Raw genomic sequence first — 13,932 nt, 5'->3', positions numbered from 1 at the left:
TTTTTACACTCCGGATTGCAACCGTTTCCTAAAAAACTTTTTCGTATGCTGCATACCAGTCATTCAGATTGTCATCGAGGTTCAGATGCCCCTTATATTCAAATCCGAGCTTAGAAAATAACTGCTGCATCGGTTTGTTTTCCTGCGATGTATCCGTATGTATACCAAGATAAGATTTGTCTTTCCCGATTTTAATAATGCCTTTTAAAATTTTTTGTGCAATTCCCTGACCCTGAAAAGCAGGATCAACAGCAAGTCTGTGCAGTGCAAGACAATCCATTCGTGCAAGCTCCCACGGAATATCATCATAGGCAAACGCGTGATTATTATCCGCAACGATGCATCCTTTAATTTCCCTCTTCTCTTCATAAACATAAAGAGTGCCGTTTTTAATATCTTTCTTAAAAGTTGCCTCCGTCGGATAATACTCATCCCACTGATAATTTCCTGCTGCGTGCATTCTTGGAATGACCTTTTTAATAATTTCCATTATATAAGGTACATCGTCGCTCTCTGCTAAACGTAAAGACATTTAATTTCCTCCATTATTCACTGATAATTTATTAAAATACCTTCAATAAAGCTGTGCATATAATTATACATTGTTGTATACTATGTTAAAAGACTAAAAATGTAAGGGGTTTTATGATGTTCAAGTTTGATAAAAACACTGTTCCATATCATATTTTAAATATGATATTTTACGTAGTTACACTAGCAGTTGTCGGACTTATTTATTATTTCGCATTTTTACCGCCGCTTCTCGAAGTTACAACGGATGAGTTCTTTGCAAACTTCGGTTTCGGTGAATTTATCGGAGCGCTGTTCTTCCTGATTTTAATTATCGTGCCGTTCCTCTTAGCTGCAGGTATTGTGTACCATGTAATTAAACTCGCCAAACCGGACAAAAACGTTCCGGCAGAAAATTAATTTCCATGGGGATGGAAGTTTTTAAAAAGCTCCGCAGTCATATGACTGCGGAGTTTTTTCTATTCTTCCGGCATCAGTGTTTTGTTTAAGGCAATCGTATAGTGACGCGGTTCCCTTGCACCGCTGATCGCAAATTTGTCGTCGAATATGTAATACGGCAGCGTACGTACTTTGTTGACTTTCGCCATATTAAAATCGCCGATAACATTTTCGAGGAATAAGCTCGGATCGTTAATCACTTCTTTCGCCGGTACTTCAGGCATCCCGTTTGCTTTCGCGATCTCAAGCAGTACATCCTTATCGCTGACGTTTTTGCCTTCTGTGAAATATGCCCGGTACAGTGACTCAAGCACGCCTTCTTCCAGTCCGAATTCATACGACAGCTTTAATAATCTGTGTGCATCTCTCGTGTTCGCAGGAATCACTTTATCCATATTGAACTCAATATCGGAAATTTTACCCTGTTCGACGATATGGCTGACCATTCTTTCAATCTCTTCCATCGGCTGTTCGTGCTTTGCAGCCAGTACTTCGTATATGTTTTTCTGAGGCTCCTTCGGCGCCTGGTTATCCAGCTCATAGCTTGCATATTCTATATTAATCTTCTCATCTGTTTTGTATTCGGCGAGCGCTTTTTCAAAGTTCTTCTTGCCGATATAGCAAAACGGACATGCGATATCTGTATAAATTTTAACGTCCATCAGACCACTCCTTATCTTATTTAAATTTTAACACATTCAGCGGAGAAAATAGCCAATCTGTCACTATCTTGTAGATTTTTCCGTATTAAACTGTGTGTGAATCTGATACAATAATGTCTGTAAAACTATCAGGATTTATCCTGCAAATAAATTTGATAGGTGGAAAATATAATGAAATATCGAGTTTTACTTTACTATTACTATGCGGATGTAGAAGATCCGGAAACATTTGCGGCAGATCATTTAAGATTTTGTAAGGACCTCGGCTTAAAAGGCCGTATTCTCGTTGCACATGAAGGTATCAACGGAACGGTGTCGGGTGATTACGAACAGACTGAACGCTATATGGAATATATGAAAGCACACCCGTTATTTAAAGACATCGTCTTTAAAATTGACGAAGCAGAAGAACATGCATTTAAAAAAATGTTCGTCCGTCCGCGCCCCGAGCTCGTTAACTTAAGTCTCGACGCTGACATTGACCCGCGCGAGCAGACAGGCGAATACTTATCACCTGCAGAGTTCTACGAACAGATGCAGCGCGACGATACAGTTGTACTGGATGTACGCAACATTTACGAATATGATGTCGGCCATTTCCGCGGTGCGATTAAACCTGAAGTGGAAACTTTCAGAGATACACCGCAATGGGTACGCGACAACAAACACTTATTTGAAGGTAAAAAGATCCTGACATACTGCACAGGCGGAATCCGCTGTGAAAAATTCTCAGGATGGCTGAAAAACGAAGGCTTTGATAATGTGGCACAGCTTCACGGCGGTGTTGCAACCTACTCTAAAGACCCTGTTGCCAAAGGTCAGCTGTGGGACGGTCAGATGTACGTCTTTGATGAAAGACTGACAGTGCCGATCAACCAGGTTGAGCACGTTGTAGTCGGAAAAGACCACTTTGACGGCGAACCGTGCGAACGCTACATCAACTGTGCCAACCCGGAATGCAACGCGCAGATTTTATCATCCGAAGAAAACCAGGCATACCACCTCGGCGGATGTTCAATAGAATGTGCCGAGCACTCACGTAACAGATATATCGTTGAGCAGAACATGACAGGCGAATTCGTTAAAGCACGTATCGAAGAATTAAAACAGACAGATTTTGCGAAGACAGAACCTGTACTGAGCCATAAAGGTTAATAACGTATTATATAGAAGAAGCCGGTCCAGAGGACCGGCTTCTTTGTGTTTAAAATGCTGATCGGTACCCTCCTTTCGTCAATTCATAGTAATTCACTAAGTTTTCAGCCGGAACTTATTGAATTATTAGAAATAAGTGATATGATTATTTTAATTCATAGTTACGAAGTAGGAGAATGCGGTGTTACATATCCGAAAAAACATAGATATAGGAAGGGGTATTTTATGGAGTTCAATATTTTAAATCAGAGTCCTGTGCTGGAAGGCCACTCTGTCGAAGAGTCACTCGGTCATACGGTGGAACTTGCGAAGCTCGCAGATTCACTTGGCTACAAACGCTATTTTGTTTCTGAGCACCACAATATGGAAAACCTGATCGGCACTGCACCCGAGGTGCTGGTCACACATTTGATTAATCATACGAAAAATATAAACATCGGTGCCGGCGGTGTGATGCTGTCGCATCATAACCCGTTCCACGTTGCCGAACAGTTCCAGCTGATCAGTCACCTTGCACCGGGCCGCGTTAATCTCGGTGTTGGCAAAGCACCCGGCGGGACGCCGCTGTCGACTGCTGCTCTCCAGCATGAACTCCGTCCCGATATCGATTCTTTCAACGACCGTTTTTTAAAACTGAAGTCGTATATCGACGGCACACACGAAAACAGCAGATCGCTTAAAATATCAGTGGATACTGATTCGTCGAAGCCGGAAGTTTTCCTCCTCGGCGGGAGTTTATCGTCTGCGGAGTTCGCAGCGGAGAACGGCGTAAACTTTATATTCGCCCATTTTATTAAGAACGACGAATCGCTGTTAAAAGAAGTTGCGGCAGCTTACAAAAGCTTAAATCCGGACGGCAGATTCATTACCGCTTTAACGGTACTCATTGCCGAAACAGAAGAAGATAAAAAAACTGCAGCCGAAAAAAACGCGCTGTACTCCCTGACATTCAAAGACGGTAAAACATTACGCGTCACGACGGAAAAACAGGTGAATGATTATATTAGAAACAGCAATGAAAAAATCGATGTTGAGAAAACAAAACTGGATATGATTCTCGGCACACGGGATGAAATTCTCACAAAACTCGATACACTTGCCGATGACAGTCCGATTGACGAGTTCATGTTCCACATTCCGTCACTTGATCCGGCACTCCGCAATCATACAGTGGAAACACTTGCACCGATTCACACCATACACAAAGAAAAGGCTGGGATATTATGAGTAAGAAAGTACAGTTCGGAGTCATGCTTCACGGTCCGGGCGGACATATGAACGCATGGCGTAGCGCTGACGTCGCTGCTGATGCAAGTGTTAATTTTGAGCATTATAAAAACATTACGCTGACAGCGGAAAATGCAGGATTTTCATTTGTTTTCGTTGCTGACGGCCTGTTTATCAACGATAAATCAATCCCTCACTTCCTGAGCCGTTTCGAGCCGCTGACACTGCTCGGAGCCCTTGCACCGATCACCTCTCATATCGGTCTCGTTGCCACTGTATCGACATCATACAGCGAACCGTTTACGATTGCCCGCCAGCTGGCTTCCGTTGACATGATGAGCGGCGGCCGTGCCGGATGGAACGTTGTAACGTCACCGCTTGAAGGCAGTGCAAAAAACTTCAGTAAAGATAAACACCCGGAACACAGTCTCCGTTACGATATCGCTGATGAACACCTTGCAGTCGTACAGGGACTCTGGGATTCATGGGAAGACGATGCGTTTATCCGCGATAAGGAAAGCGGACAGTATTTCGATAAAAGTAAAATGCATGAACTGAACTACGAAGGCGAGTTCTTTAAAATTGCCGGACCACTGAACATCGAACGTTCACCGCAGGGCCAGCCGATTATCTTCCAGGCGGGTGCCTCACCGAAAGGTTCTGCCTTTGCCGCGCGAAATGCCGATGCGGTATTCACACATGCCGGTTCACTCGAGAAAGCTAAGAAAACATATGCAGATCTTCGCAAACAGGCTGCCGACAACGGACGCAATCCGGATGAAATTAAAGTGTTCCCGACGCTGCAGCCGATTGTCGGTAAAGACCGCGAACAGGTGAAGGAACGTTATGAGTATATTAAAAACCTCGTCACAATCGAAGAGGCATTGGCCTACCTCGGCCGTTACTTCGATCACCATGACTTCAGCCAGTACGATGCAGATGCACCGTTCCCTGAACTCGGTGACATCGGAAAGAACAGTTTCCAGTCCACTACGGATGATATTAAAGCACGTGCGAAAGAACACAATCTGACACTCCGTGAAGTCGCGCTCGAAGAAACGACTCGCGAAAGTCCGTTTATGGGAACATACGAAGAAGTTGCGAACCAGATTATTGAATGGATTGATAATGATGCTGCTGACGGATTCGTGCTGACACCGCATATCCTCGGTGAATTCTTCCATGACTTCATCGACAAAGTCATTCCGATTTTAGTCGAAAAGGGATACTACGATACGTCATACGAAAGTAAAACATTACGCGATGAACTCGGTCTTCCTTTTAAGAAAAACAGATACAGTAAATAAGTGATTATATTAAACACCTGAGTCCCCCCGGCTCAGGTGTTCTTCTTCGTTTCAGCATCAATTCCCCGCTCTTCTCACAATGTAAACGCTTTAATTTTCTTTTTAATCGAAATTATCTGAATACTTGTTGACGTATCCCGTTCGGCTTGCTACACTTATCATTAAATTTTTATAATTCGTTACGCGGGAGGACTGCCATGCTTACATTTTTTACAGCCCTGTTTTTACTAATTGCAGGCTATATGGTATACGGAAAAATAGTTGAAAAGATTTTTGTTATAAATGATAAAGAACCCACACCGGCATACAAAACAAACGATGGTGTTGACTACATGCCGATGCATCCGATTAAAGGATGGCTGATTCAGCTCTTAAACATCGCAGGACTCGGTCCGGTATTCGGTGCTGTTGCCGGTGCAGTTTATGGACCGCCGGCGTTAATCTGGATCGTTGTCGGATGTATATTCGCAGGTGCCGTGCATGATTACTTTGCCGGCATGCTGAGCCTGAGACATAACGGTTCACAGTTCCCTGCGCTCGTTGAGAGATATTTAGGAAAAGGTGTTAAGGCGTTTATCTATATTGTCTCTCTTGCATTAATGATTCTTGTTGCAGCTGCATTCACTGCAGGTCCTGCTGAACTGATTTCATTAAAAACAGGCGGAGCAATTCCATTTTTTGCAGCTCTGGTTATTATCTTTGCATATTTCGTAATGGCTGCCGTCTTACCGATTAATAAAATTATCGGACGTATTTACCCTTTCTTCGGTGCGGTACTGATCATCATGGCAGTCTCTGTCATGATTGGACTGATTTTCTCAGACACACCAATTCCGAACCTGACTTTTGAAAACCAGCATCCTGCAGGACTTCCTGTGTGGCCGCTGATTATGGTTACAATTTCGTGCGGTGCAATCAGCGGATTCCACTCTACTCAGAGCCCAATCATTGCACGTACTGTTAAAAAAGAATCTGACGGGCGCAGAGTATTCTTCGGTGCGATGATTGCTGAAGGCGTAATTGCCCTGATCTGGGCAACTGCAGGTATGACGTTCTTCCATGGAACAAGCGGCCTGGCGGAGGCACTGGCTGCAGGCGGACCGGCAGGTGTTATCGATACAATCTCTATTGAAATGCTCGGTTCTGCAGGTGCAATTCTTGCTTTCCTTGGTGCAATAATTTTACCGATTACTACCGGGGATACAGCACTCCGTTCATCACGCATGATGCTGACTGAAGCTGTTGCAGGTATTAGAAAAAGCGGTAAAGCACCTAAAATGTTATGGATGACACTGTGTGTCGGTATTCCGGCATTCCTGCTATCTACGATTGACTACACATTCTTATGGAGATATCTCGGCTTTACGAACCAGATGGTCGCAGCGACGATGTTATGGGTTGCGGCAGTTTATCTTCTGAAAGAAGCTAAGTTCCATTACATTGCAGGTATTCCGGCACTGTTTATGACAGGTGTTGTCGGCACGTACTTCCTTTACGCGCCTGAGACGCTGAATCTCGATTACAACATCGCCATCATCGGCGGACTCGTTCCGGTTGCCGTGACAGGTTACCTGTACGTTAAAGCGATTCTGAAGCAGCGTACTGCGGCAGTTAAAGATCCCGCGTACGAACATTAATATTTAAAGGAAGACCGGCGTGAGCACAGCTCATGCCGGTTTTTCTATATGATGAATATGAATGAACAAAAAAATGCCCGGTCTTCTTAGACCGGGCATTCTGTATTGATATAGTTATTAGAATCTGTAGTAACCGTCAACGTGACCGTGTACGTATGATACTGCGCGCTGTCCAACACCTTCAGAAGGGTTAAGAGCATCTACCATTTGGCCGTTTCCGATGTATACTCCAACGTGTGAGTAGTTGTTAAAGAATACTAAGTCACCTGGCTGCGGGTTAGAAACCTGTGTACCTGCTGCTCTTTGACCGTAAGTATCTCTAGGAATTGATTTACCGTTGAACGCTGCCATGAACTGCTGAGTGAATGCTGAGCAGTCTACTGCTGTAGCAGAGTTTCCACCGTAAACGTAGTGCTTGCCAGCTGCTAATGAGTTAGCAATTGCCGCTGCGTTTCCGCCAGTTACTGCCGGTGCAGGTTCAGCTGCAGGAGCTGCCTGTGGCTGTTCAACTTCCTGAACTTCCTGAACTTCCTGTACTTCTTCAACTTCCTGAACTGCTGGAGCTGCTTCTACTGCTGGCGCTGCTTCCTGTACTTCTTCTACTGCTGGTGTTTCTTCAACAGCCGGTGCTGCAGTTTCCTGTGCAGGAGCTGCTTCTTCTACTGTTTCAACAGCTGGTGCTGCTTCTGCAGCAACTGCGATGTCTTTACCAGCGATGATAAGGTCTGATGAAAGGTTGTTCCACGCTTTAAGATCAGCAACTGTTACATCAAACTGGTTAGCAATAGCGAATAAAGTGTCGCCTGCTTCAATTGTGTATGTAGTAGCAGATTCTTCTGTTTCAACTTCTTCAGCAGGAGCTGCGCTTGGAGCTTCAGCGTCTACTTTAAGAACGTCGCCAGGGAAAATAAGGTCTGAAGTTAAGTTGTTTAGAGCCTTAATTTCTTCAACTGATTGTGATGCACCTTTAGAAATACTCCAAAGCGTGTCACCTGATTCTACTGTTACTTCTGATGCTGATATGTTAGCTGCAGCTACTGCTGATAAAGCTGTAAGTGATGCTGCAGAGATAATTGTTTTTTTCATGTTTAAATCCTCCATAGATTGGGAATAATTTTATTGAACTCTGTTCCCGAGTCATTCCACGAGTAATACTATAGCACATGACACAAGGGATTTGGCGTTTGTAACTGACTTGTAACCTAATAGCAAAATTAATGATATTATGCTTATAAAAAATAAGCGCCTTCACATATGTAAAATTTAAGTAAAACACCCGCAACCGCTGATACATCAGGGGGTCGGGTGTTTTATCGTATATATTGAATTCAAAGTTATCAAATTTTTGTAATATAACTGTAATGTAGTTAATACTGCGTTACACCGTCAGATGACTGTTGTGTATGATGACAGTGCATCTATTTCCTGCTGACTCAGCCGGTCGTCTGTAATGATTGCCGTAAACTCATCGAAGTCGCTGATTTTTGCAAACGAAGTATGATTCATCTTGCTCGAATCTACAACGAGATACGTGTTTTGTCCGCAGTCCATCATCAGACTTTTCACTTTTGCTTTTTCTATCGTCGGTGCGAAAATACCTTCACCGATCATCATCGCCTGCGTACCGACAAACGACACATTTACTTTAATATTTTTCAGTACATCAATCGTCTGCGCACCGTACATCGAACCGATATTCTGCTGCACAGTCCCTCCGAGAATGATCACTTCATGCCGGCTGTCAATCAGCTCCGCCGCCGCTTTAATATCATTTGTAATAATCCTAACTGTGAAATCCGTATTTTTAAGAAGTTTGCAGATTTCAAGCGTCGTCGTACCCGCATCAAGCAGAACCGTCTGATTCGGTTTGATAAACTGCATCGATTTTTTCGCGATCAGCCGCTTCTCTTCTATATTAACCAGCTGTTTTTTCACGAAAGGCACTTCATTCAGGAATGAATCCTTTAAAAGAATTGAATTGGACGTTCTTATAATCTGTTCATCATCCTCAAGTTCCTTCAAATCCCTGCGTACCGTCATTTCAGATACATTCAGTTCCTCAGCAAGCAGCTCAATCGTAACGCTGCTGTCGCCTGCGACGCGGTTTATAATATACTCCTGTCTTTTTCTCTTCATATATGTTCTCACCCTGGAATTCATTTTAATATTTGCTCTTTATATTGTACCCCAATTAATGTGATTAATTTACATTATGTTTATCATTGTGTGATTTTTTCACACTTAAGTTGTAAATATGGTGTGTGTGGTGGTTATATGGCTGTGTAGTTTCTATGAGCGGCGTTCATAGAACGCCGGGAGCGGTCGAAGCTCTATGAGCAGCCTTCATAGAACGCCAAAACCATCAGAAGCTCTATGAGCAACGTTCATAGAACGCCAAAACCATCAGAAGCTCTATGAGCAACGTTCATAGAACGCCAAAACCATCAGAAGCTCTATGAGCAACGTTCATAGAACGCCAAAACCATCAGAAGCTCTATGAACAGCCTTCATAGAACGCCAAAACCACCAGAAGCTCTATGAGCGGCGTTCATAGAACGCCAAAACCACCAGAAGCTCTATGAACAGCCTTCATAGAACGCCAAAACTATCAGAAGCTCTATGAGCAGCCTTCATAGAACGCCAAACTCACCGCCCATCCCCCACCCTCCCAAAATAAAAAATAAAACCCGGCTCCCCGGGTTTTACTTTTTATTTCTTAATGATGACGCCGCGCGCTTTCAGCCATGCTGCCAATTCTTTCATGCGCGCGGTATCGCCGTTTTTTTTAGCTTCATGGTATTCGCCGAGTTTATCGGTAATCTCATTTTGCTCTCCCTGCGGTTTACCGCGGAAATCACTGTCGTCCTCTAAGTATATCATTTCCACACGAAAGGTTATAAACAGCATTATTATCCCGAAGATAATCGCGAGTCCGATGCTCGATATACCTGCGATATTTTCGAGTGTATTATTTTCAATAACATTTTCGGATAAAAACCGCGCTATTTCCGGGGTAATAAATCCAACGGCCATTCCTATCAGTACTTTCGTCGGATCAAAGTGGTATTTTTTCTTCAGCGGTCGTTTATCGTCTTCTTCTGATTTTAAAAACATAGTTAACTCCTCATAAAATCACTTTGACTTAAATTATACTAAATCCCTCACCCGAAAAGGCAAAAAAGATGCCGATTTTCATTATAAATCTCTCCGTTATGATATGATTTTAACTACTATAATGAATACCCGCCTTTATTTACTGATGAGGAGTGCAGACAAATGAAGAAAAAGAAAATCCAGAAAACCAACGCAATGCGCGCCCTTGAAAATCATAAGATCAGCTACGACGTGCATGAATACGCATGGAACGAAGAGCATACAGACGCAAAAACAGCAGCTGAACGGGTAAACATGCCATTTGAGAAGATTTATAAAACGCTGGTGGCCGTCGGCAATAACACGGGAGTTATCGTTGCGTGCATCCCCGCTTCCAACGAACTCGACTTAAAAAAATTCGCCAAAGCAAGCGGCAACAAAAAAGTCGATATGCTTCAGATGAAGGACCTGGAAAAGACGACGGGCTACATCCGCGGCGGCTGTTCACCCGTCGGTATGAAAAAGCAGTTTCCGACCTATATCGCTGCGGAAGCTGAAACGATGGAGACAATTGTCGTATCTGCCGGTAAGCGCGGTATGCAGATGGAACTTCCTCCGGCGGATTTAATCAGTGTTACTGACGGAACCTTCGCCGATATTACAGAATAAAAAAGCTCTGACCATCAAAAGGCCAGAGCTCTTTATCTATATTAAGCTTTTACAACGGTAATTTCCCCGTCTTTAATATGCGCTTTAACATTTTCAAGTTCGTCTTCTTCTAAAATTAAGTCTGTCAGCTGGTCTTCAATCTTATCCTGAATGACTCTGCGCAGCGGTCTTGCACCGAAGCGTTTGTCGTAGCCCAGGCTGACGAGTTTTTTCTTAGCGTCATCTGTAATTGATATCTTAATTTCGTTTTCTTCCAGTGCGTCCTGTAATTCAGTCAGCATCAGATCGACGATTTCCATTAAGTTTTCTTCTGACAGCTCGTTGAAGTTAATAATAGCATCAAATCTGTTTAAGAATTCCGGTTTGAAATAATCGCTTAAGTTTTCAAGCGTGCTGACTGATTCATGCTGGTCTGCGTTAAAGCCGACGCTCGCGTTATTATCTCCTGTACCGGCGTTACTTGTCATAATGACAACTGTTTCTTTAAAGCTGACTGTTCTGCCGTGGGAATCCGTTAACTGACCGTCTTCCATAATTTGCAGGAACATGTTCTGCACGTCAGGGTGCGCTTTTTCAATTTCATCTAAAAGAATAATTGAATAAGGGTTGTGACGTACTTTCTCTGTCAGCTGTCCAGCCTCTTCGTGGCCAACATAACCCGGAGGCGACCCGATAATTTTAGAGATTGAATGTTTCTCCATGTACTCACTCATATCGAGTCTGATCATTGAATCTCTTGAACCGAATAACTCTTCAGCAAGTGCTTTCGTTAATTCAGTTTTACCGACACCAGTCGGACCGACGAACAGGAATGAACCAATTGGACGGTATTTAGATTTAAGACCGGCGCGGCTTCTTCTGACTGCCTTCGCGATCTTTTCGACTGCTTCCTGCTGGCCGATCACTTTACTGCTCAGGTTCGTACCGAGATCTCTCATCTGTGCCTGTTCTTCAGACTGGAGTTTCGTTACAGGAATACCTGTTTTCTCTTCGACAATCAGCTGAATATCAGCGATATCTACATCCATGACCTGTTTGTCGTCTGCTGCAGCCTCCAGCTGTTTTTCAAGCTGCAGTTCCTGATATTTCAGGCGTGCTGCCGTTTCGTAATCTTCCTGCTCTGCTGCTGCATCTTTTTCTTCAGCAATTTTTTCGAGCTTCTGTTTAATGGATTCAGTATCGTTCTCCGCATTCGCAAGATTTAATCGTGCACCGACTTCATCCATTAAGTCGATTGCTTTATCCGGTAAGAAACGGTCCTGAATATATCTGTGCGATAAATTCACAAACGCCTCAACCACTTCGTCGGAATAACTGACTTCGTGGAATTTTTCATAGCGGTCTTTAATACCTTTAAGGATTAAAACCGATTCCTCGAGCGTCGGCTCTTTAACGATAATCGGCTGCAGACGGCGTTCAAGGGCTGCGTCTTTCTCGATTTGACGATACTCTTTCAGTGTTGTTGCACCGATAATCTGCAGTTCACCGCGTGCTAATGCCGGTTTAAGAATGTTACCCGCATCCATTTGTGAGCTTTCAGCAGAACCTGCGCCGACAATCTGGTGAATCTCATCGATAAAGAGAATGACATCCTGACGCTCTTTCAGTTCTGCAATAAGCTGTTTCATACGCTCTTCAAACTGACCGCGCATTGAAGTGTTCGCAACGAGTGATGCGACGTCCAGAACGTAAATTTCTTTATCCATCAGTTTCGTTGGCACATTGCCTTCTACGATTTTCAGTGCCAGCCCTTCAGCAATTGCTGTTTTACCGACACCCGGCTCACCGATTAATACCGGATTATTCTTATTGCGTCTGTTTAATGTTTCAACGACGCGTTTTACTTCTTTGTCCCGTCCGATAACCGGATCGATATTACCTGCTCTTGCCTCGTCCGAGATGTTATTGCCGAGCTGGTCTAAAAGGCCGTCACGTTTATTTTCACGTTCTTTAGTTTGTGTACTTGTTCCCTTGTTTCCTTGTCCATTGAAATATTTATTGTTCATATTATTATTTTGGAAAGATGATCCTTTAAAGAAGTCATTTGAATTCATCATTTGACCCTGGATATCCTGGAAACAGCTGTCACATAAATGAACCTGCATTTTTTGATTGTTAAAATTCATTGCAAGGTTTACATTCGCTTCGTTTAATCCGCAATTTTGACATTTCATATGTGTTTCCTCCTATTGATATATTCGCGTTCACAGTCAATTTGACTTTGACTATATTTGACTATGAATACAGTATAAAGGCCTCAAAAGATATTTTCAAATATGATGCTTACAAACAACTTTCTTTTTGACTATCTTTGACCTTATATATTTATTATACATTGACCTTCTTTGACTTTCAAGTATTTTATTTGTTTTTTTAATATAAAAACCGGCTTTCCAAAAAGGGAAATACGGTCGTAATCATTACTTGGTATTTGTGAATCCGCCGTCGATACGGATGACTTCACCATTAATATATTCTGCTTTCGATGTTAACAGGAAGCTGACAAGCTCTGCCACTTCTTCCGGTGTACCGAGACGTTTTTGCGGGATGCCCGCTTCTGCGTTCTCTTTCATTTCCGGGTTATTTGCGTAAAACGCTGCAACCATCGGTGTCTCTGTCGGACCTGGAGCGATAGAGTTTACACGCAGTCCGTCTTTTGCGTATTCAGCTACAAGGCTTTTCGTCATGCCGACGATGCCGTGTTTCGTTGCTGAGTAGGTGACAACAGAATCCTGACCTGTTACCCCCGCACTTGAAGCAGTGTTCACAATCGAACCGCCGCCCTGTTCCAGCATTACTTCTGCAACGTAGCGGATACCGTATAATGCACCCAGCATGTTGATGCCGACAATTTTATCGATTTCTTCTATATCTGTTTCAAGGAAGTATTTGCCGCTTCCTGAAATACCTGCGTTATTAAAGAAGTAGTCGATTGTACCGAACTTCTCAACCGTCTGATCAACGTAATTTTTTACATCTTCAGCTTTAGATACATCCGCTTTAATGAAAATCGCATCTGCACCCGCTTCTTTTGCCTGTTTAACCGTTTCATTTCCTCCTTCTGCGTTAACATCGACGACTGCGATATTAATGCCCTGTTCAGCAAGACTCAATGCTGCCGCCTGGCCGAGACCGCTCCCGGCACCTGTAATAATAGCTGTTTTTGTCATTAAATTACCTCCTGTAATTTCTTTTCATTACCAATTGTAAACC

13 protein-coding genes are annotated in these 13,932 nt (G+C 43.3%); 6 read left to right on the top strand and 7 right to left on the bottom strand.

The features are described 5' to 3' along the window. Window positions 1-28 precede the first annotated feature (28 nt). On the bottom strand, window positions 29-532 hold the full coding sequence (locus RZ44_RS00225) for a GNAT family N-acetyltransferase (protein WP_035807311.1): 504 nt from the start codon (window positions 530-532) through the stop codon (window positions 29-31). Window positions 533-648: 116 nt separating this feature from the next. Between RZ44_RS00225 and RZ44_RS00220 the strand changes: the two genes are divergently transcribed. Beyond that, window positions 649-930 carry a hypothetical protein gene (locus RZ44_RS00220; RefSeq protein WP_035807308.1) on the top strand — a complete coding sequence of 94 codons (282 nt, stop codon included), beginning with the start codon at window positions 649-651 and terminating at the stop codon, window positions 928-930. A 59-nt stretch (window positions 931-989) separates the two neighbouring features. On the opposite strand, the gene RZ44_RS00215 is transcribed toward RZ44_RS00220, so the two are convergent. Further along, the gene (locus RZ44_RS00215) at window positions 990-1,631 is read right to left on the bottom strand and encodes a DsbA family oxidoreductase (protein WP_035807306.1); all 642 of its coding nucleotides are present in this window, start codon (window positions 1,629-1,631) and stop codon (window positions 990-992) included. A 171-nt stretch (window positions 1,632-1,802) separates the two neighbouring features. Between RZ44_RS00215 and trhO the strand changes: the two genes are divergently transcribed. The 4 genes from trhO (at window position 1,803) to RZ44_RS00195 (ending at window position 6,957) form a co-directional block, all read left to right on the top strand. Next, entirely contained in the window at window positions 1,803-2,786 is a 984-nt protein-coding gene (gene trhO / locus RZ44_RS00210) for an oxygen-dependent tRNA uridine(34) hydroxylase TrhO (protein ID WP_035807304.1), read from the top strand. A gap of 225 nt (window positions 2,787-3,011) precedes the next feature. Next, window positions 3,012-4,013 carry an MsnO8 family LLM class oxidoreductase gene (locus tag RZ44_RS00205; RefSeq protein WP_035807302.1) on the top strand — a complete coding sequence of 334 codons (1,002 nt, stop codon included), beginning with the start codon at window positions 3,012-3,014 and terminating at the stop codon, window positions 4,011-4,013. After that, complete coding sequence (locus tag RZ44_RS00200) at window positions 4,010-5,320, top strand: LLM class flavin-dependent oxidoreductase (protein WP_035807301.1); 1,311 nt, start codon at window positions 4,010-4,012, stop codon at window positions 5,318-5,320. Before RZ44_RS00205 ends, RZ44_RS00200 begins: the two co-directional genes overlap by 4 nt. A gap of 197 nt (window positions 5,321-5,517) precedes the next feature. After that, the gene (locus RZ44_RS00195) at window positions 5,518-6,957 is read left to right on the top strand and encodes a carbon starvation CstA family protein (protein ID WP_035807299.1); all 1,440 of its coding nucleotides are present in this window, start codon (window positions 5,518-5,520) and stop codon (window positions 6,955-6,957) included. A gap of 117 nt (window positions 6,958-7,074) precedes the next feature. On the opposite strand, the gene RZ44_RS10950 is transcribed toward RZ44_RS00195, so the two are convergent. The 3 genes from RZ44_RS10950 to RZ44_RS00175 all read right to left on the bottom strand — a co-directional run bounded on the left by RZ44_RS10950 (window position 7,075) and on the right by RZ44_RS00175 (window position 10,071). Then, on the bottom strand, window positions 7,075-8,043 hold the full coding sequence (locus RZ44_RS10950) for a LysM peptidoglycan-binding domain-containing protein (RefSeq protein ID WP_052108684.1): 969 nt from the start codon (window positions 8,041-8,043) through the stop codon (window positions 7,075-7,077). 300 nt (window positions 8,044-8,343) lie between these two features. Continuing rightward, on the bottom strand, window positions 8,344-9,093 hold the full coding sequence (locus tag RZ44_RS00180; RefSeq protein WP_035807297.1) for a DeoR/GlpR family DNA-binding transcription regulator: 750 nt from the start codon (window positions 9,091-9,093) through the stop codon (window positions 8,344-8,346). A 573-nt stretch (window positions 9,094-9,666) separates the two neighbouring features. Further along, entirely contained in the window at window positions 9,667-10,071 is a 405-nt protein-coding gene (locus tag RZ44_RS00175) for a hypothetical protein (RefSeq protein ID WP_035807295.1), read from the bottom strand. A gap of 162 nt (window positions 10,072-10,233) precedes the next feature. On the opposite strand from RZ44_RS00175, the gene ybaK reads away from it, so the two are divergent. Then, on the top strand, window positions 10,234-10,719 hold the full coding sequence (gene ybaK, locus RZ44_RS00170; protein WP_035807294.1) for a Cys-tRNA(Pro) deacylase: 486 nt from the start codon (window positions 10,234-10,236) through the stop codon (window positions 10,717-10,719). Between the two features lie 41 nt (window positions 10,720-10,760). Here ybaK and RZ44_RS00165 read toward each other — a convergent pair whose 3' ends face one another. Continuing rightward, the gene (locus RZ44_RS00165; RefSeq protein ID WP_035807292.1) at window positions 10,761-12,893 is read right to left on the bottom strand and encodes an ATP-dependent Clp protease ATP-binding subunit; all 2,133 of its coding nucleotides are present in this window, start codon (window positions 12,891-12,893) and stop codon (window positions 10,761-10,763) included. A 246-nt stretch (window positions 12,894-13,139) separates the two neighbouring features. Then, window positions 13,140-13,889 carry an SDR family NAD(P)-dependent oxidoreductase gene (locus tag RZ44_RS00160; protein WP_035807290.1) on the bottom strand — a complete coding sequence of 250 codons (750 nt, stop codon included), beginning with the start codon at window positions 13,887-13,889 and terminating at the stop codon, window positions 13,140-13,142. Between the last annotated feature and the right edge of the window lie 43 nt (window positions 13,890-13,932).

Source organism: Jeotgalicoccus saudimassiliensis (genome assembly GCF_000756715.1).
In the GTDB taxonomy this organism is placed as follows: Bacteria; Bacillota; Bacilli; order Staphylococcales; family Salinicoccaceae; genus Jeotgalicoccus; species Jeotgalicoccus saudimassiliensis.
This window is presented reverse-complemented; position numbering and strand designations above follow the sequence as displayed.